This is a genomic window from Halorhodospira abdelmalekii (genome assembly GCF_016583625.1).
Classification (GTDB): Bacteria; Pseudomonadota; Gammaproteobacteria; order Nitrococcales; family Halorhodospiraceae; genus Halorhodospira; species Halorhodospira abdelmalekii.
The window spans coordinates 114,955-133,097 of the sequence record NZ_NRRN01000001.1 but is presented as its reverse complement, the minus strand read 5'-3'; the positions used below and the strand labels follow the sequence as shown (position 1 = coordinate 133,097).

The 18,143-nt window shown below is 60.7% G+C and carries 16 protein-coding genes; 11 read left to right on the top strand and 5 right to left on the bottom strand.

The annotated features are described in order from the left end of the window. From CKO15_RS14620 to CKO15_RS00570, 3 genes are all read left to right on the top strand, one after another. Positions 1 to 97, top strand: a 97-nt coding sequence (locus tag CKO15_RS14620) for a transposase (protein ID WP_200191430.1), incomplete at its 5' end; no start/stop codon positions are given. Positions 98 to 173: 76 nt separating this feature from the next. After that, positions 174 to 1,106, top strand: coding sequence for a PQQ-dependent sugar dehydrogenase (locus CKO15_RS00575; RefSeq protein WP_200191428.1), 933 nt, complete (start codon positions 174 to 176; stop codon positions 1,104 to 1,106). A gap of 233 nt (positions 1,107 to 1,339) precedes the next feature. Further along, on the top strand, positions 1,340 to 2,269 hold the full coding sequence (locus tag CKO15_RS00570) for a DHH family phosphoesterase (protein ID WP_200191426.1): 930 nt from the start codon (positions 1,340 to 1,342) through the stop codon (positions 2,267 to 2,269). An 85-nt stretch (positions 2,270 to 2,354) separates the two neighbouring features. Here the strand turns inward: CKO15_RS00570 and CKO15_RS00565 are convergent, their stop codons facing one another. After that, positions 2,355 to 4,160: a PHA/PHB synthase family protein gene (locus CKO15_RS00565; protein ID WP_200191424.1), complete on the bottom strand. Its 1,806-nt coding sequence runs from the start codon at positions 4,158 to 4,160 to the stop codon at positions 2,355 to 2,357. A gap of 40 nt (positions 4,161 to 4,200) precedes the next feature. Beyond that, on the bottom strand, positions 4,201 to 4,734 hold the full coding sequence (locus CKO15_RS00560; protein WP_200191422.1) for an Lcl C-terminal domain-containing protein: 534 nt from the start codon (positions 4,732 to 4,734) through the stop codon (positions 4,201 to 4,203). Between the two features lie 454 nt (positions 4,735 to 5,188). Here CKO15_RS00560 and CKO15_RS00555 point away from each other — a divergent pair, with 454 nt between their 5' ends. After that, entirely contained in the window at positions 5,189 to 7,756 is a 2,568-nt protein-coding gene (locus tag CKO15_RS00555) for a Tex family protein (RefSeq protein ID WP_200191420.1), read from the top strand. Positions 7,757 to 8,109: 353 nt separating this feature from the next. On the opposite strand, the gene bcp is transcribed toward CKO15_RS00555, so the two are convergent. Next, complete coding sequence (gene bcp / locus CKO15_RS00550; protein WP_200191418.1) at positions 8,110 to 8,577, bottom strand: thioredoxin-dependent thiol peroxidase; 468 nt, start codon at positions 8,575 to 8,577, stop codon at positions 8,110 to 8,112. Between the two features lie 547 nt (positions 8,578 to 9,124). Between bcp and CKO15_RS00545 the strand changes: the two genes are divergently transcribed. The 7 genes from CKO15_RS00545 to moaA all read left to right on the top strand — a co-directional run bounded on the left by CKO15_RS00545 (position 9,125) and on the right by moaA (position 14,081). Next, on the top strand, positions 9,125 to 10,390 hold the full coding sequence (locus tag CKO15_RS00545; protein WP_200191416.1) for a molybdopterin molybdotransferase MoeA: 1,266 nt from the start codon (positions 9,125 to 9,127) through the stop codon (positions 10,388 to 10,390). A gap of 124 nt (positions 10,391 to 10,514) precedes the next feature. After that, positions 10,515 to 10,991 carry a cyclic pyranopterin monophosphate synthase gene (moaC, locus tag CKO15_RS00540; RefSeq protein WP_200191414.1) on the top strand — a complete coding sequence of 159 codons (477 nt, stop codon included), beginning with the start codon at positions 10,515 to 10,517 and terminating at the stop codon, positions 10,989 to 10,991. 8 nt (positions 10,992 to 10,999) lie between these two features. Next, a complete protein-coding gene (locus CKO15_RS00535; RefSeq protein ID WP_200191412.1) occupies positions 11,000 to 11,260 on the top strand; it encodes a MoaD/ThiS family protein in 261 nt (86 codons plus the stop codon). Between the two features lie 82 nt (positions 11,261 to 11,342). Beyond that, positions 11,343 to 11,837, top strand: coding sequence for a molybdenum cofactor biosynthesis protein MoaE (locus tag CKO15_RS00530; protein ID WP_200191410.1), 495 nt, complete (start codon positions 11,343 to 11,345; stop codon positions 11,835 to 11,837). Further along, the gene (gene mobA, locus CKO15_RS00525; protein WP_200191408.1) at positions 11,834 to 12,487 is read left to right on the top strand and encodes a molybdenum cofactor guanylyltransferase; all 654 of its coding nucleotides are present in this window, start codon (positions 11,834 to 11,836) and stop codon (positions 12,485 to 12,487) included. Before CKO15_RS00530 ends, mobA begins: the two co-directional genes overlap by 4 nt. Then, positions 12,445 to 12,984, top strand: coding sequence for a molybdenum cofactor biosynthesis protein B (moaB, locus tag CKO15_RS00520; protein WP_200191406.1), 540 nt, complete (start codon positions 12,445 to 12,447; stop codon positions 12,982 to 12,984). The genes mobA and moaB overlap by 43 nt, the downstream gene beginning before the upstream one ends. Before the next feature lie 20 nt (positions 12,985 to 13,004). Continuing rightward, the gene (gene moaA / locus CKO15_RS00515; protein WP_338035961.1) at positions 13,005 to 14,081 is read left to right on the top strand and encodes a GTP 3',8-cyclase MoaA; all 1,077 of its coding nucleotides are present in this window, start codon (positions 13,005 to 13,007) and stop codon (positions 14,079 to 14,081) included. Positions 14,082 to 14,214: 133 nt separating this feature from the next. Here moaA and CKO15_RS00510 read toward each other — a convergent pair whose 3' ends face one another. After that, entirely contained in the window at positions 14,215 to 15,432 is a 1,218-nt protein-coding gene (locus CKO15_RS00510; protein WP_200191403.1) for an EAL and HDOD domain-containing protein, read from the bottom strand. An 8-nt stretch (positions 15,433 to 15,440) separates the two neighbouring features. Then, entirely contained in the window at positions 15,441 to 18,143 is a 2,703-nt protein-coding gene (locus CKO15_RS00505; protein WP_200191401.1) for a response regulator, read from the bottom strand.

Genomic DNA, 18,143 nt, shown 5'->3' with positions numbered 1-18,143 from the left:
GGTATTCTGGAGTCGCAGCTACTGCATCATTACCGTCGGTGGTGCGCCGCTGTCGGTCTTGAAGCAGTACATCGAACAACAGGAAGCCCCAGAGTAATGGCGCTGCGCGCCATGCGCCGCTTCACCACCCCCTAAGCCGCTGCGCGGCTATAGGCGGAGCACTGCGGCGCCGTTTGGTAGAGCCGATCGCGGGCACGCCGGAGGTGGCCCTTATCGGTCAAGGGGGGCTGCTGGATGTGGCTCTTCACCCCGACTACCCTGAGCAACCGTGGGTCTATTTGAGCTACTCGGCCGCCGGAGAGGGCGGCTACGCGACGCATGTAGGTCGGGGTGAGCTCGATTTGCCGAACCGCGAGTTGCGAAACTTCGAGGTGCTACACGTCGCCACGCCGTTTGTCTCCGGCGGCGGCCACTTTGGTTCGCGACTGCTCTTCGACGCAGAGCAGCACCTCTATGTCACCGTTGGCGACCGGCGGAACCGCTACGCTGCACAGGACTTGCAGAGCCACCACGGCAAGGTGTTGCGGCTGCATGCCGACGGCCGCATTCCTGCCGATAATCCCTTTGTCGAGGACGACGAGGCTCTGGATGCCATCTTCAGTTACGGCCACCGCAACGCCCAAGGGATGGCGCTCCATCCGGAGAGCGGTGCGATCTGGATCAACGAACACGGTCAACGCGCCGGAGACGAGATCAATATTCTGGTGGCCGGCGGCAACTTCGGCTGGCCCATCGCAACATACAGCCGAGAGTACAGCACGGGAGGCTCCATTGGTCGCTTACCGCCCGAGCTTCCCGAAACAATCGATCCGGTACACTACTGGGAAGATCAGGCTTTTCCACCCTCGGGGATGGCCTTCTATGAGGGCGAAGCCTTCCCCGAATGGCAGGGCGACCTCTTTGTCGGTGGCTTGGGTCGGCAGTATTTGGCCCGCTTCGCGCTCGATGGCGAGCAGCTGTTGGACGAGGAGCGTCTCTTGGAGGGGCATGGTTGGCGAATCCGCGATGTCCGCGTGGGCCCGCACGACGGCTATGTTTACGTGCTGGTCGATGCCGGTAGCGCCCCGCTGTTGCGGCTGGTTCCGGCATCCGACAGCGGGCAGTGAGCACGCGTTACTTTCGTCCCGCCCAGCCGTAGGTTCAGAGAACGAAACCAACGTAGCGGCGCAGCGAATCCCCACAAGGGGGATGCCCGTGCCGCACGCCATCCTTCCCAGACCTAAAGGCCGATAAGCGCAGCGACGACCTATTTCACACCCCCACCCAAAACGGGGTAGTATTAGAATGCATACTGCCGTACCCGATTCGGCGCGCCTTGGCAACCACGAGTGAGATCGAGATGGACAACCAAAGACACCGCCTGGTCACGAGAAGTGATTTCGATGGACTGGTCTGCGCTGTGCTCCTTGAGCATTTAGGGAAGGTCGATGAGATCAAATTCGTCCACCCCAAAGATGTACAGGACGGCAAGATCGATTTTACCGAACGCGACATCACCACCAACCTCCCCTACGACCCACGCGTCGCCATCTGCTTCGATCACCACCACTCAGAGGTGCACCGGGTCGGCGAGCAACCGAACCACATCATCGACCCCTCGGCGCCTTCCGCAGCGCGGGTTGTGTGGCGCCACTTCGGCGGTCACGACACCTTTCCAGCAGCCTGGGATGAGATGATGGCGGCGGTCGATAAGGGCGATTCGGCCGACTTCACTCGCGACGAGATTATTAATCCGCAAGGCTGGCCGCTGCTCAACTTCCTGATGGACGCACGCACCGGCCTGGGACGGTTTCGCCACTTTACCGTCTCCAACTACCAGCTCATGATGGACCTGATCAGCTACTGCAAGGACCACTCAATCGACGAGATCTTGCAGCTGCCCGATGTGAAAGAGCGAGTGGAGTGCTACTTCGAGCATGAGGAGAAGTTCAAGGAGCAGCTGCAGCGTTGCGGTAAAGTCCACGGCAAGCTGCTGGAGATGGATTTGCGCGAGGAGGAGACCATCTGGCCGGGCAACCGCTTCATGCTCTATGCGCTCTACCCGCAGTGCAACATCTCAATGAGCATCTTCATGGGCTTTCAGCGCCAAAATACGGTCTTCGCGGTCGGCAAGTCGATTCTCGATCGCGGCTCACCGGTCGATGTGGGCAGTTTGATGCTGGCCTACGGCGGCGGTGGACACTTAGCAGCCGGCACCTGTCAGATCGCCCACGAGGATGCAGAGCGCGTTCGCGAGGAGTTGATCGAGAAGATCACCGCGCAGGGATAAGGCCAGATAGGGCCGGCATGTTTGATATGCGCTGGGACAGGACCGAGGCCAAGGGCGGGTGACGGGCCGCTCGTAACAGAACCGCTCAGACCGCCGCCCCCTTCGGTGCGCGCACCTTGACGTAGCGCCCCGGGGCCGGTTCGATGCCTGGCGCCGGGGTTCGCGCAGCGACGCGCTCGCCGGCGTGGCCCTCAACCCACGCCCGCCAATCGGGCCACCACGACCCCGACTGCTCTTGGGCCGCAGCGAGCCACGCCTCGGGATCGGCGAGCAGCTGATTGTGGGTGCGGTAGCCGTACTTGCCGGAGTTCTCTGGGTTGATGACCCCAGCGACGTGACCGGAGCCACCAAGCACGAAGCGCACCGGACCGGCGAGCAGGCGCGCGCTGCGGTAAGTGCTGCGCCACGGCGCGATGTGATCGGCCGCGGTCGAGAGAAAGTAAGCCGGGGTCTTTACCTTGCCAAGATCGATGCGGCGACCAGCGAGCTCAAGGGCATTGGGTTCACGGAGGCGGTTCTCCAGATAGAGGTTGCGCAGGTACCACGACTGCATGCGCGCCGGCATGCAGGTGTTATCACCGTTCCAATAGAGCAAATCGAACGGCACCGGTTCGCGTCCGAGCAAGTAGTTGTTGATCACGTAGCCCCAGATCAGGTCGTTGGCCTGAAGCAGATTAAACGCCTGGCCGAGCAACGCCCCTTGGAGATAACCCGTGCGGGTCATGTGCTGCTCGAGTTGGGTGATTTGCTCATCGTCGATAAAGACGGCCAGCTCGCCGACCTCTGAGAAGTCGAGCATAGTGGTCAAGAAGGTCGCGCTGACGATCCGCTCCTGCTCGCCGCCCGCGGCCAGCCACGCCAAGGTGGTCGCCAGCAGGGTACCACCGATGCAGTAGCCAACGGCGTTGACCTGCTCTGCACCGGTTAGGTCGCGGATGGCGTCAAGGGCCGCGACCGGCCCTTCGGTCAGGTAGTCGTCGAAGGTCGTCTCGGCCAACTCGGCCCCGGGATTAACCCAGGAGATGACAAAGACGGTGTGGCCCTGAGCCACCGCCCAGCGAATCCACGACTTCTTCTCGTTGAGATCGAGGATGTAGAACTTGTTGATCCACGGCGGCACGATCAGCAGCGGGCGCTGGTGAACAGTCTCGGTGGTCGGGCTGTACTGGATGAGCTGCATCAGCCGATTCTCAAAGACCACCCGCCCAGGGGTCGAAGCCAGATCGTGACCGATCTCGAAGGCATTCGGATCGACGTGGCGCAGACGCAGCTGACCATCGCCGTCGGCAAGATCTTCGAGGATATTCGCCAAGCCGCACAGCAGGCTCTCACCACCGGTCTCAATCGCCCGCTCGACGACGGCTGGATTGGTGAGCGCGAAATTGGTCGGCGAGAGCGCATCGACGTACTGGCGCGTATAGAACTCGACCATGCGCTGGGTCTGCGGTTCGAGGTTGCCGGCCGCCTGTGCCGTTTCGAGCGTGCGACTGGCCAACATTTGGTAACTGCGTCGAATAAAGTCACAGGCGCTGTTCTCAAGCCACGCAGCGTGTTGAAAACGGCGATCCGGCTTAGCAGCAGCGCTCCCTTTGTCCGCGGCCTCGCCCGCAACACCCGGCACCAAACTCTGCTGCCAGAGCTGAAAGCTGTCGTTGATCAGCGCCTGCTGCAAACCGAGTAACGCCTGCGGATTGGCGAGGAGGGAGCAGCCCAGCTGCTGATAGGAGCGACTGATCAGCAACGGGTCGGGGAAGGTGAAGAAGTCGCCGGTCAACTGACGGCGCGCAACACCGGCGGCTAAGCGGCTACTGGCCATCGCGATTCGCTGCCAATGCTCAGTCATGCGCAAGGTGGTGCGACTGGCCGAGGGCCCTTTGCGCTCTTCACCCATCCTGCTCCCCCCACTCTATATCAGGCAAACGCCAAGCGACTCACTCGCTGTCGCGCACCAAACGGACCTTGTGGGTGCCGTTTTTGCCGTTCCAGCCGTCGCGCCCGGTATGGAAGTAGACGCCCCAAGCGCTCTGTGAGCTGCCGGCGTAGGGCGAAGCCGACCAGAAGAAGCTCGCCGGCGTCTCAGGGAAGACCTGCGCGTTGATCGCCGCACCGATGCGGCAACGCTCGACGATACTGTGCAGCTCGGCGATGGTCGGCAGACGCCACCCCTCCCCAGCGGCCTCGGCACGCTCTCGCGCCTCCTGCCAGTTCAGCGCCTGAGCGTTGCCCTGACAACGACCATCCTCCCAACTCATGCCCTCGGCGCAGCGCCGCCACTCCAGGCCGGTGGCCTCGTGATACACCACCTTGCCCTCCTCCAGCGTGGCAAAGGCAGCGGAGGGTGTCACTTCGCTCTCTTCATCGGCGCACGCCTCTGTCGCCGAAGGAATCTCTGCGTAAACGGCGGCAGACGAAAGCAGAAAAGTGACGGGAAGCGCAAACGACAGAACGGTGCGAATCTTTTTCATAGTCCCTCCGCAAGGAAAGCCGCGACGTGGGTCGCGGGAAGCGTTGTCGCCAGAACATTGACGCCCGATGGCGCCCGATGGCGCCCGAGACAGGCACCATTGCCTGTCCGAGTCTGGTGTCTGTCCGAGTCTGGCACTACACGGTTGTATCATATAGCAAAAGCGAAGGGGAGTGGCGAGCGCCACACGACAGTGCGATTACACCAGCGCGCGTTGAGTATGAACCGGGGTGGTCTGGCGCGCACGACAGCAATGTGATCTCGGCATGCGAACCCCGGGCGGTGCTGCACTCACCTCTTTTCGCTACAATCGCACGCTGAAACTTTGCGCTCCACGGCGCGCCACAGCCCTCCGTCGCCTACCCTCCGGTTCACAACCTCGAAGGTTAGCGCGTCGCCACCGGACGTTGCCGGACAGCAGTGGCGTAGCGGACGCCCTAAAGGATCGTTGACCCATGACCATTGAGACCATAGAGACCATAGAGACCATACCCGCGCGGATCGCCGCTGAACTCGGTGTCCAACAGCGCCAGATTGAGGCTGCCGTACAACTGCTCGACGACGGCGCCACCGTGCCCTTTATCGCCCGCTACCGTAAAGAGGCCACCGGCGGACTCGACGACTCTCAGCTGCGCTCCCTCGAGGAGCGCCTGACCTACTTGCGCGAACTCGAAACACGCAAAGAGAGCGTCCTCAAGGCCATCGACGAACAGGGCAAGCTGACCGTCGAACTGACCGCGAGCATCCGTGCCGCAGAGACCAAGACTCGTCTCGAAGACCTCTACCGCCCCTACCAGAAAAAGCGCCGCACCAAGGCGCAGATCGCCAAAGAGGCCGGCCTCGAACCGCTCGCCGATGCCCTCCTCAACGATCCGGAACAAGAGCCGCAGCAAGCCGCCCTCCCCTTCGTAACCGGCACCGACCAGAGCCCCACCGACGACGACGTGCAGCCGCCCACTGTACCGACTGTCGAGGCCGCCCTGGAGGGCGCTCAGCAGATCCTGATGGAGCGCTTCGCCGAGGAGGCCGACTTGATTGCCGCCCTGCGCGACTACGGCTGGCATAAGGGTTATCTAGTTAGCCGTGTTGTCGACGGCGAACAGGAGAAGGGGGCGCGCTTTCGCGACTACTTCGAGCACGCCGAGGCGCTGTGCAAAGTCCCGTCGCACCGTGCCTTGGCCATGCTCCGCGGGCACAACGAGGGCGTGCTGCGGCTGGAGATTGCCTGGTCGGATGCTGAAGCCTACGGCGATGCCGCAACGCCCGCAGCGAACAGCGTCGACGTCAACGTTGGCGAGGCGGCCATCGCCCGTCACTTCGGTGTCGTCGATCGCGGCCGACCCGCTGACGCTTGGCTGACTCGCACTGTGCGCTTAGCGTGGCGCGGGAAGCTAGCACCTCACCTCGATCTGGCCCTGAAGCGGCAGTTGCGCGAGCGGGCCGAGGAGGAGGCAATCCGCGTCTTTGGCGCCAATCTTGAAGACTTGCTGCTCGCCGCTCCGGCCGGACCGCGCGCCACCATCGGCCTCGATCCTGGGCTGCGCACTGGCGTGAAGGTCGCCGTGATCGACGCCACCGGCGCGGTGGCCGAGACGGCCACCATCTACCCCTTCGCCGGGCGCAAAGACCCGGCTGGGGCGCTATCGACCCTGGCTGAGCTGGCGCGCAAGCACGCCGTCGGCCTGGTGGCCATTGGCAACGGCACCGCCTCGCGCGAGACCGACGCCCTCGTAGGTGAACTGATCAAGCGTCACCCTGAGCTGAAACTGCACAAGGTCGTCGTCTCCGAAGCCGGCGCTTCGGTCTATTCAGCCTCGGCGGCAGCGGCACGCGAACTGCCCGATCTCGATGTCTCGCTGCGCGGGGCCGTCTCGATCGCACGCCGACTGCAGGATCCACTTGCCGAGCTGGTCAAGATCGATCCGCAATCGATCGGGGTCGGCCAGTACCAGCACGACGTCAATCAAAGCCGCTTGAGCCGTAAGCTGGATGCGGTGGTGGAGGACTGCGTCAACGCCGTCGGCGTCGACGTCAATACCGCCTCGGAGCCGTTGTTGGCGCGCGTCTCCGGTCTCGGCTCGGGGTTGGCGGCGAAGATCGTCAGCCACCGCTACGCCAGCGGTGCCTTCCGCTCACGACGCGATCTGCATAAGGTGCCTCGTCTCGGCCCGAAGGCCTTCGAGCAGGCGGCCGGCTTTCTGCGCATCCCACAGGGCGATAACCCGCTCGATGCCTCGGCGGTTCACCCCGAGGCCTATCCGGTGGTCGAGCGCATCTGTGCGGCGACCGGCCGCGAGGTCGGCGCCCTGATCGGCGATGAGCCCTTTCTCAACGGTCTAAGTCCGCGCGATTTTACCGATGAAGCGTTCGGCGAACCGACGGTACGCGATATTCTGCGCGAACTCGCCAAGCCGGGCCGCGATCCGCGCCCGGAGTTTCGCACCGCCGCTTTCCGCGCCGGGGTCGAGAAGCCAGAGGACTTGGAACTCGGCATGGTCCTGGAGGGGACCGTCACCAACGTCGCCAACTTCGGCGCCTTCATCGATATCGGGGTCCACCAGGACGGTCTAGCGCACATCTCGGCGCTCTCCTATGAGTTCGTCAAGGAGCCGCGCGATGTCGTGCGCGCCGGCGATGTCGTCACGGTCAAGGTCGTACAGCTCGATTTGGAGCGCCGCCGCATCGGTCTTTCGCTGCGCCTCGATGACGACCCGGTGGACTCCGCCGCCGCGCCTTCCAGCACCTCGCGTCGGCGCCCGCCGCAGGAACGACAGGAAGGAGGCCAAGGACGGCAAGGACGGGGCCAGGCGGTGCGCGGTCGCAGCGATAACGACGGACGCAGTGAACGACCGCAGCGCAGCGGGGGCCACAGTGGACGCGGACAGCCCGCGCAGGCTCAACAGCGAGGAGCAGCGACCGCGGCCCGAGGCAGTACCGGTCAGCGCGATCGCGGCCAGAAGAAGGGCGACGCCTCGACCGAGCCGACCACCGCCTTAGCCGAGGCCTTTCGTCGGGCCAAGTGAGGCGCACCTGCCAGGCAGCGAAACTTATCCCCAAAGCTTGTGGATAACTCTGTGGATGAATCGTGAGCAATCGCACCAACCCCTTGCCAGAACGCCGCGCTTGGCAATTGGTTACTTTTTGCTCATTCGGCACAGGCTTTATTTATCAGCGTGTTACGCCGACAGAATGAAGCATCAAGGAGTTAGGGCCGCCTCCCTCGCTACAGCGGGGGCGGCCGCCTCGGACTGTGGATAATCGCTTCGTTTACCGGGCTGCTGTGCACCTAGCTGGTACAGAAGAGCTACCTCCCTATGGGGCGGCAATGGCCGCACTATAAAGACCCGGGCACTTGGAGGTTTAGAGGCCCAGAGACCTAGAGGGCTTGAACCGCCTCAAGCACCTTCGCCGGGTGTGCCTCAGCTTTGGTAACCCGTCGCCAATGCTTGCGCACGAGACCTTCGGCATCGACGAGAACCGTGGAACGGATTACGCCCATGCTCTTACGGCCATATAGAGTCTTCTCACCCCATGCGCCGTAGCGACTCATTACCTCCTTATCGGGGTCGCTGAGCAGAACAAAGGGCAGACGGTGGCGCTCGCGAAACTGCTGATGCGAAGCAGCGTCATCGGGAGAGACCCCGATCACAACGGCACCTGCGGCACGCAGATCGTCCCACAGGTCGCGGAAGGCACACGCCTCCTTGGTGCAGCCAGGCGTTTCGTCCTTCGGGTAGAAATAGACTACGACGGGCTGGCCGCGGTAGTTGCTCAGCGAGACCGCACTGCCTTCGGCGTCGTGCAGGGTGAAATCGGGGGCGGGGCAACCTTCAGTAATCGACATCGCGCAGTTCTCCTGAGTTGAAATAGGCGGGGATCCTGCTTGCACCCTATCAGGACTCTAGCAAAGAACATCCAGGCGCACACACGGCACGAGACTTATCCCCAAAGCCTGTGGATAACTCTGTGGAAGAATCGTGAGTAGCTCCCTTAAGTTCTCGCCAATCAAGGCTTCGAGGCAACTTGTCTAATTTCTGCTCACTCGATCACAGGCTTATGGTTCAATAGTTTACAGCTTCACACGGGGAAGATCAGTGGCTTACGGCCATACGCCGCCCGGCTCAAAAGAGCCGATATCAGTCTGTGGATAATTATCCCAACTTAGGTGATATCCCGAAACGGCGCGTGCAACGGCCGGCGCAGCATCGGGTCGTGGGGTTGCGCCTTTGCTCTTCGCTCCACGACGGCCATCTCTAGCCCCCATTTCGAGATATCAACAGCCCTGATCGTCAACCCAATTAATTGATATTGAAGGATATTCACTGTAGGCGTAGGTTGGAGTTCAAACGGCCCGATGCAGTGGCGCGGGCCTGTGAGGACCCTGATACGCCATGATCTCTTTTACCGACGCGGTCACGCTAATCCGAGAAGCCGCCAGTCGGCACACGCTGGCCACCGAGGCGTGCCCGCTCGCACAGATCGACGGTCGGATCTGCGCCGAACAGGTCACCGCACCGATCGCACTGCAGCCGTTCGACAATGCGGCGATGGACGGCTACGCCGTTCGCCATGCCGACTGCGCCCCAGCCAGCCCCACCGCGTTACCGCAGCTACGCATTGTCGCCACCGTAACGGCCGGCACCCCGCCGCTGCAACACCCGCTAGCCGCCGGCGAGTGTGCAACCGTCTTGACCGGCGCCCCCCTCCCTCCCGGTGCCGACACGATCATCCCGTTTGAACAGACCGAACGCACGGCGGAGTGGGTCTCGATTTTGCGGCCCCCGCAAAGCCGCGGCGCCAACGTCCGCTACGCTGGCGAAGACTTTACCGCCGGCGACGTCGTCCTGCAGCCCGGCACGCCGCTGACCACCACCCACCTGATGCCCCTGGCCGCCCTCGGAATTGAGCAGGTTCGCGTCTACCGCCGCCCGACAGCGGCGCTCATCACCACCGGTAACGAGCTCACTCACACCTTGGGCAGCGCGCTGGCTCCGGGCCAAATCTACAACTCCACCTACCACTACGGCGACGCTGCCCTGCGCCGCCTCGGCTGCGACGTAGTCCACCGAATCCATCTCCGGGACGAGTTAGACGCCTTCACGGCGACGCTACGCCAATTGATGGATGATGGTGTCGATCTGCTGGTCTCCAGCGGGGCCGTCTCGGCCGGCGGTGAGAGCGATTTCGTGCGTGCCGGGCTCGAGCAGATCGGTGCCAAGATCCTCTTCCACAAAGTCGCCGCCCGCCCCGGCAAACCGGCGCTCCTAGCGCGCCTGCCGAACGGTCGGCTCTACTTCGGACTCCCCGGTAATCCGCTCGCTACCGCAGTTGGATTGCGCCTCCTCCTCACGCCTGCGCTGCACACAATGACAGGCGCGGCCCCGGAGCGCCCGCTGCTAGCGCGACTGACCCATCCATTCGAGAAGAAGGCAGGCTTCACCATCATCGTCCTCGGCACACTCCATCACGACCACGACCACCGCCCATGCGTCAAACTGCCACGCGGTCAAAGCTCTTTTATGACGCACGCGGCACTTACCGGCAACTGCTGGACTCTGCTGCCCCCGGGGGCCGATCGTCTGAAAGGGGGAGCGTGGCTCGAAACCTATCCCCTTTGGCCGAGTACACAAACCGACGTGCAGTCGCTACAACAGTAACAACTGTTACAACCGACCGGCGATTCAACGAATCAGCAACTCAGCAACTCAGCAACTCAGCAACTCAGCAACTCAGCGATCCAGCTTCACTACCAGGCTGCACCGAGAATGGACGATCCCTGCTATGTCTGAGCCCCACTTTGCGATGGTCAACATCCAGGAGAAAGCGCCGACCCACCGGCAAGCCCTCGCTTGCGGCACCATCTACCTCGGCAAACGCGCCTTTGCCCACGTCCGCGATCGTACGCTGCCCAAGGGCGACGCCCTGCTCCTCGCCGAAACTGCCGGCCTACTGGCCGCCAAACAGACCGCCCACTGGATCCCACTCTGCCATCCGCTGCCCCTCGATGCGATCCAGATTCGTCACGAACTCAACCCAACCACGTTTAGCGTCACGCTCTACGCCGAGGTCGCCGCTCACACCAAGACCGGCGTTGAGATGGAGGCGCTCACCGCCGTCCAGGCAGGACTGCTGACCATCTGGGATCTGGCCAAGCAGATCGAACCCGATCTCACCATTGGCGACGTCCGCTTGCTCATCAAGGAGGGCGGTAAGTCGGGACGATGGGTCGGATCGGGGCGCGCCAACCACACCGCCTGAGGCCACGTATGCAGAGCACCGACCCAATCCAGATCGAGGTTGAGTTTTTCGGCGCCTTGCGCGAATACGGCGATCGGATCGCGCTTACGGTCGCGCCCCGGGCCGATGTGCGCCAAGTCAAGCGCGCCCTCGCCGAGGCCCTGCCGCCCCACGCGCACCCGCTCCTAGAGCGCTCAGCACTCGCCGAAGAGGAGACCATCCTTACATCCGAGTGGGTCTTGTCGAGACCGACCCGCCTGCTCGCGCTCCCCCCGGTCAACGGCGGTTAAATTTGGAGGGCTGGATCATGTGCTCGGCCACCACCCGACAATGGCAATCGCCCTGGCTCCAGGGCAGCCAGTGGAGCGAAGGATGATCAACGGCAACGTGGAGGAGAACGCAGTGACCGCCGACCCGATCTACACCGCGATCCAATCGGACCCGCTCGATCCGGCCGCCGCCTTCGCCTTCGTCCACACCCCTCACCACGGGGCCGTCAACCTCTTCACCGGCACCGTCCGCGACCACCATGCCGGCGAGTCGGTGAGCGCCCTCCACTACGACGTCCACCTCCTGCTGGCCGAGCAGACCTTCCGGTCGATCGCCGCAGAGGCCGTAGAGCAGTGGCCTGGCCTGCGGATCTACATCGTCCACGCCAGCGGCGAACGACTCCCCGGCGAGATCAGCGTGATCGTTGCTGTTAGCGCTGCGCATCGACAGGAGAGCTTTGCTGGGTGTCGCTATCTCATCGATCAGCTCAAGCAGCGTGCACCGATCTGGAAAGAGGAGCGCTACTCGGACGGCCGCCGCGAGTGGCTGCCCGGTCACTCACTGCTCGCCGCCGAGCGTCAGGTCGACCCAGAATGAGTCACCAGCCGCCCCCTACTCTGCATCTGCCAGCCGGAGCCCGGCGCGTCGGGGTCGTGCTGGCCGGTGGTCAAGCGGCGCGGATGGGGTGCGACAAGGCTCTCCTACCGTGGGGCGATCAGACGCTACTCGATCACATGGTGGCGAAGCTGGAAGCGAGCGCCCCGATGCCGGTCTACGTCAGCGGCGAGCGCCCCGGATACCGATACATCGCCGATAGGGCGCCCTACCACGGCCCCGGGGCTGCCCTTGCGCAGCTGCTCTCCGCCCTCCCCCGTGGGCTCGGAGTCCTCGTGGTCCCGGTCGATATGCCGCTGCTACCCGTCGCGCTGCTCCAAGAGCTCCTGCGCCACCCCGAAGGCGCCTTCTTCAGTGGTCATCCACTGCCCGCTTACCTGCGCAGCGGCCCGCTACCGCAGTCGGTCGATCGCGTCTACGCCCTTCACCGCGCGCTGGGCAGTCGCGAGCTGCCACTGCCCGCGACCACGGTCATAACCGCGGCGATGAGCAATATCAACACCCCCCAGGAGTGGGCTGCGCTGCGCACCCTCAACCCGAGCGCACAATCGGCAGCACAACCGACTCGACTTAATCAGGAGAACGCTTCATGGGCAGCCACGCCGCCACCGAATTTATCCCCATTGCCATAGCACTACTGACTGTCTCCGACACCCGCGGCCTCGCCGAAGACACCTCCGGCGCTGAGCTGGCAGCGCGCATTACCGCCAGTGGGCACACTCTCGCCGCACGCGAGATTCTTACCGATGATCGCTACCGGATAAGGGCGGCACTCTCGACCTGGATTGCCGACCCAGAGATCGATGCGATCATCATAAACGGCGGTACGGGACTGACCGCGCGGGACGTTACTCCAGAAGCGGCACGGCCGCTGCTCGACCGCGAAATCGACGGCTTTGGTGAGCTCTTCCGCCAGCTCTCTTACGAAGAGATCGGACCGGCGACGATCCAGTCGCGCGCCTTTGCAGGGATCGCCAACGCCACGCTACTCTTCGCCCTTCCTGGATCGACTTCGGCCTGCTGCACCGCATGGGACCGTCTGCTCGGCGACCAGCTCGACGCCCGCAGCCGGCCGTGCAATTTTATTCACTTGCTGCCCCGTCTGCGCTCCGATCTGCGCTCCAAGTAGGGCCAGTAGGGGTCCCCGACGTGAGCGAAGCGCACCGGAGCGTACCGGCGAGAACGCCTTTGATCGACCCGTACGGTCGGCCGATCACCTACCTGCGGCTCTCCGTAACCGACCGCTGCAACATGCGCTGCGCCTACTGCGCCAGCCCTACCATTACGAAGACGAGCAGCCAGCAGGTGCTGAGCCTCGAAGAACTCGAACGGCTCGCCACCCTCTTGATCGAACTCGGCATCCGCAAAATCCGCATCACCGGGGGCGAGCCGCTTATCCGGCGCAATGTCATTGATCTTATCTCCCGCATCGGCACCCACCCCAGGCTCAACGAGCTGGCGCTGACGACCAACGGCACACTGCTCCCCCGCTACGCCGAGGCCCTCCGCCGGGCCGGTGTAACGCGCATCAATATCAGCCTCGACTCCCTGGAGGAGAGACGCTTTCTCCGGCGAACCGGGACCGGCCGCCTCTCCCAGGTTCTCGACGGCATCGCTGCCGCCCGCGCAGCCGGGTTCGAACGCATCAAGCTCAATGCGGTTATCTCGCCCGGTGCACACGAACTCGAGATTCCGCAGCTGGCCGCCTTCGCCGCCGAGCACGGCTTTGATCTTACCTTCATTGAGCAGATGCCGATCGATAGAGACCGCACTCATAGCGGCCATAGCGGCCATAGCGGCCATAGCGGCCATAGCGGCCATAGCGGCCACAATGGTGATCCGTTCGTACCCGCACAGCAAATCCTCCAGCGACTCACCGAACGCTTCACCCTGACCCCGGTAGCAACCGACACTGGAGGGCCGTCACGCTACTACCAACTCGACAACACGGCGACTTTGATCGGCTTAATCTCGCCCCGCTCACAGCACTTCTGTGACCGCTGTAACCGCGTTCGGATTACCGCAACCGGCCAATTGATACCGTGTCTCGGTAGCGCCGCTACGAGTGATCTGCGCGCCCTCTTGCGCGCCACACCAGCAATGCCGCAGCGGCTCGAAAAGACTATCCGCACCGCAATCGCCCGCAAACCCCGCGGCCACGCTTTCGATGACCCACCGTCACAGTGCGCCGCACTGCCCCGCCCCATGCACCTTACCGGCGGTTGAGCGGTCTTGCGAAAAACGAAAATAAGGCGAGTGCAATCTGGCCTGGAACTTTGCAGCCACCGCCGGCGACGGTGCCAACCAACCACTGCCGCAGACGCCTTCAAGACACCTTCAAGACACCTTCAAGACGCCTTCAGCCGTGATCTGCTATCAGCCAGCGCTCGGTCCAGGCGCTAGCGTGAACGAAGTCTTCGTTGAGTTTCGCTACTACGGCAGATTTAAGGTGCGCGACCTCTCCCGTCTCATGCGCATCTAACACATCTAAAAGTTTGCCCATCTCGCCTTCACGCTTGAGCAGAGCCTGTTGCATCGGGACAGAGAAAGGCATGCCCTGGAGGAGAGCGGGCATCGGCACGCCTTCTAACGCAGCGAGGCGAGAAAACAAACCCAGGGTAAATGCGGTATCACGGTCGATACTTCGCAGCCGCTGCGCGATACGAGCAGCCATCGCGGCACGATTTAAAAGCATACGAACCTGCACGGCCTCGATCGGATCGTTGCGATTGAGCAGCAGCAGCGACGCCATCGTCTTCACCCTCTCCAAGCCAAGACGCATCACTGCATCGTATAAATTTTCGATGCGACGATTGCCTCTTGCAAAGGCGCCAGAGTTTGCCTTTGAAAAAAGCATAAGACAAAAATGCGGATGCTGTGCAAGCAGCGCTTCTAGCCGCTCAAACCCCACATCTGTGGAATTGAGTTCAGCGAGCAAACGGAGCTCAACATTACGATTACTCTGGCGCTTTCGGCCACTCTCCTTAACCTCTTGTGGCGGCAAAAAGACAAACCCCATAAACCAATCAAAACCGGCAGCACGGGCACGTGCTAGACTAGCTTGATCTTCGACAAAAGTCGCCATAAGGCGCGGCCCCTGGCCTCGAAAACGCTCGGCAAGTTCCTCAAGGTTAGGCCTTCGACTGTCGACCTTTATGAGATCCACTTCACTAACAGGGACCTCTGGATTTTTTTCGAAGACAGTTTGACTCAAAGCAATTGAATAGCCGGTAGCGCGTAAGCGCCGCATGGCAGCGAGCGCATCAGGCAACTCGAAGAAATCGAGGGTCAACTCTGCAAAAACTTTTCCAGCGGGGAGTTCAAAAAAGCCGCTCTGCTCGATCCACTCGAGCGGCGCGGTAAATAAGAGCATACGGTCACCCACAAGATTCTCAATACCAACCTCATAGATCGCAGCTGAGTAAGAGCGCACTGTAGCAAGAAATGGGTCTTCGATTGAGGCGACAGTCGCTCCACTGTGGGAGCGATACAGTAATTTATCGGCGACATGACGCAACGTGCGGTCACAAATCGGCTGCAGCGCGATACAATAAGGGGGCTGTTCAGTCGGTTCCATCAATTCACCTAGACATCCGAGTGGTTTTTTTTGAGCTTCTCATCGAGCATCGGACGCACCTGCTGCAGATGCTCGAAGACCGCACCAACTTGCAGCTCAAGCGCTGCCCAATTGTCTGCAGGGTCACCACTCGCCTGCTCTAGCGCCGCAAACCCCGCTCTTGCCTGCTCCAAACAGAGGGTTGCACACAGGCTCTTTAAAGTATGCACCTCCATTTTTAACAGCTGTGCATCACGTTGCGCTAATGCATTTTTTACGCGCTGCTCGGCAGATGGCAAATCGGTGAGAAAGCGCGACAGAAACAAGGCCAATAGCGACTCTTCCGCACCGAGCTGACGAACTGCCCGATCCCAATCGAATAGCTGCTGATCCACATTGATCGCTCCTACTGCACCGTCTAAAACCGGGCGGCTAGCGATAGGCAGCGCCGCTTCTTGCTCTGTTGCTTCGCCAGTATCAAGCCAGGCATCGAGATCCGAGTAAGTCGATCCCACAGCAGCGTCATCAAAAACGCTACTAGACCCGTAATGTTGACTCAGAAGGCGCTCCATTTCCTTGAAAAGGAGCTCGGCATGAATCGGTTTTGCAACGTATCCGTCCATACCCTGCTCAAGATATTCCTCACGATCACCCTTCATGGCCTTAGCGGTTAAGGCAATAATAGGCACCCGCGGCCACTGCTGTTGCTGCTCATGCTTACGAATTTTACGGGTAGCCTCCAAGCCATCCATTTTCGGCATCATGATATCCATAAAAACAAGATCAAAACGCTCTTTACAGGCCCGTTTGACGGCCTCAAGACCATCGTTAGCCACAGTACATAGAACTTGATATTTTTCCAGCAGGGCTAGCAAGACCTCTTGATTGATTGCATTGTCTTCGGCAATCAAAATACTTAAGCGCTGCCCGGTCAACAGAGACTGTCCATCGTTCTCCTTTAAGCTTTGCAAAGCGCCAGCCTCCTGGCGGAAGAGCAGCTGCCGCAAATCGGACAACGTGATCGGTTTTGTTAAAGTTTGCCGCTGAAATTTCTGACACAGCGTCAACTCGCCGTTGCAAATTGGGCAACCCTGCTGGCAGAGGCCCTGGTAGTCAGAAAAAGAGTGCGGATCGCGTACATCTTCTCCAGCAAATGCCGAAGAACTTAGCACTTGAATTTGCGCCGGACAAAGAAGCTTTTCTCGCAAAACTTCGGCAGCCATTGCGTAGCCATCCATACCAGGCATATTGGCATCAAGCAGCAACAGATTAAATGGTCGCCCCTCTTCACGGGCCGTACGCAGCGCCAACAACCCCTCTGGAGCACTCACTTTCGCTTCACATGCAACACCTAAAATTTCCAACATGTGGTGGATCACAGAGCGGTTCAGGCTCTCGTCATCAACCACCAAGACACGATACGAAGAAGCGGTTAAAATTGGCGCTTCATAAGAACTCATGCTCGGCGCAGCAATCGATTTCAATGGCAGCATCACAGAGAACCGAGTGCCCTGATCTAACTCACTTTCAACGGTAATGGTTCCGCCCATGATCTCGACCAGCTCACGGGTAATGGCTAACCCGAGTCCCGTGCCCTCAAATTGCCGTGTTGTCTTGCTGTCGACTTGCTCGAATGCATTAAATATTTTGGACAGATGGCCAGCTGGAATCCCGACCCCGCTATCCTCCACATCGATGCGCGCCCAATGAGTGCATTCATCACTGCAATCGATCTCAGCTCGGTGAACAGCAGAGACAACAAGCTTAACGCTACCTCGATCGGTAAATTTTAAGGCGTTGCCAATTAGATTGGACATGATTTGACGCAATCGTGTCGAGTCGATTTCAACCCAACGCGGCAACTTCGGATCAACATCGTAGAGCAGATTAAGCTGCTTACTCAGCGCGTGTGGCATATGGCTTTTAATCAACTCTCCGATGAACTCAAAAAAATCCGTAGGCTCTGGCCTCAGACTGAATTTTTTTGCCTCTATTTTCGAAATGTCGAGAATCAAGTTGATGATCTCCATCAAATGCTGAGCGGAGAGCCGCGCTTGACGGAGATGGTCACGCTGCCGCGGTTGCAGCTCGGTCTCTAGCGTGATATCTAGCATACCGATCACGCCGTTCATCGGAGTACGAATCTCGTGGCTCATGTTGGCAAGGAATTGACCTTTGGCAACATTTGCTGCCTGAGCCGCTTCAATTTGTTTTTTGAGTTGCGCATCGTGGAGACAAGCTACAGCCGAATATGCGAGCTTGCTCATTAAAGTATTTAAGGACAACAGCAACGTTCGGGAAAGAGGAGAGTTAACCCTTTTTAATATTAAAAAACCAAACTGCGGAAGAAAAAAACCGTAATAGACGGAACCATTTAAAACTGTGCTGCACGGCAAATCACCCCGCTCAGCGGATCGCTCCTGCTCCTCAAGCTCTACAGTATTGCGTGGCAGCTGAAACTCTTCTATGACCGCCTGAAAATCAGATGCTGCACTTGCGCTTTTTGGGATGCAATAAAGAGCATCCCAGTTTAGCACCGCCTGGTTTGAGCTTGACTCTTTGTGTGAGCTTTCAAAATCGCTCGACTCATACTTAAGGACCACTGCAGCTTTGCAGCTGAGCTGGCGCATGATCGTACCGACAGCCTGTTTGAGCATGGCCGACAACTCTAACCCGTGACCGATCGCTAAAGAGATCTCGTAGAGGATCTCAAGCTCCTGCCGGCTGTCCAC

Excerpts from the sequence above, each read along its gene's own strand:
- CKO15_RS00570 (WP_200191426.1), top strand. The coding sequence starts at position 1,340 with ATGGACAACCAAAGACACCGCCTGGTCACGAGAAGTGATTTCGATGGA.
- CKO15_RS00565 (WP_200191424.1), bottom strand. The coding sequence starts at position 4,160 with ATGGGTGAAGAGCGCAAAGGGCCCTCGGCCAGTCGCACCACCTTGCGC.
- CKO15_RS00560 (WP_200191422.1), bottom strand. The coding sequence starts at position 4,734 with ATGAAAAAGATTCGCACCGTTCTGTCGTTTGCGCTTCCCGTCACTTTT.
- CKO15_RS00555 (WP_200191420.1), top strand. The coding sequence starts at position 5,189 with ATGACCATTGAGACCATAGAGACCATAGAGACCATACCCGCGCGGATC.
- bcp (WP_200191418.1), bottom strand. The coding sequence starts at position 8,577 with ATGTCGATTACTGAAGGTTGCCCCGCCCCCGATTTCACCCTGCACGAC.
- CKO15_RS00545 (WP_200191416.1), top strand. The coding sequence starts at position 9,125 with ATGATCTCTTTTACCGACGCGGTCACGCTAATCCGAGAAGCCGCCAGT.
- moaC (WP_200191414.1), top strand. The coding sequence starts at position 10,515 with ATGTCTGAGCCCCACTTTGCGATGGTCAACATCCAGGAGAAAGCGCCG.
- CKO15_RS00535 (WP_200191412.1), top strand. The coding sequence starts at position 11,000 with ATGCAGAGCACCGACCCAATCCAGATCGAGGTTGAGTTTTTCGGCGCC.
- CKO15_RS00530 (WP_200191410.1), top strand. The coding sequence starts at position 11,343 with ATGATCAACGGCAACGTGGAGGAGAACGCAGTGACCGCCGACCCGATC.
- mobA (WP_200191408.1), top strand. The coding sequence starts at position 11,834 with ATGAGTCACCAGCCGCCCCCTACTCTGCATCTGCCAGCCGGAGCCCGG.
- moaB (WP_200191406.1), top strand. The coding sequence starts at position 12,445 with ATGGGCAGCCACGCCGCCACCGAATTTATCCCCATTGCCATAGCACTA.
- CKO15_RS00510 (WP_200191403.1), bottom strand. The coding sequence starts at position 15,432 with ATGGAACCGACTGAACAGCCCCCTTATTGTATCGCGCTGCAGCCGATT.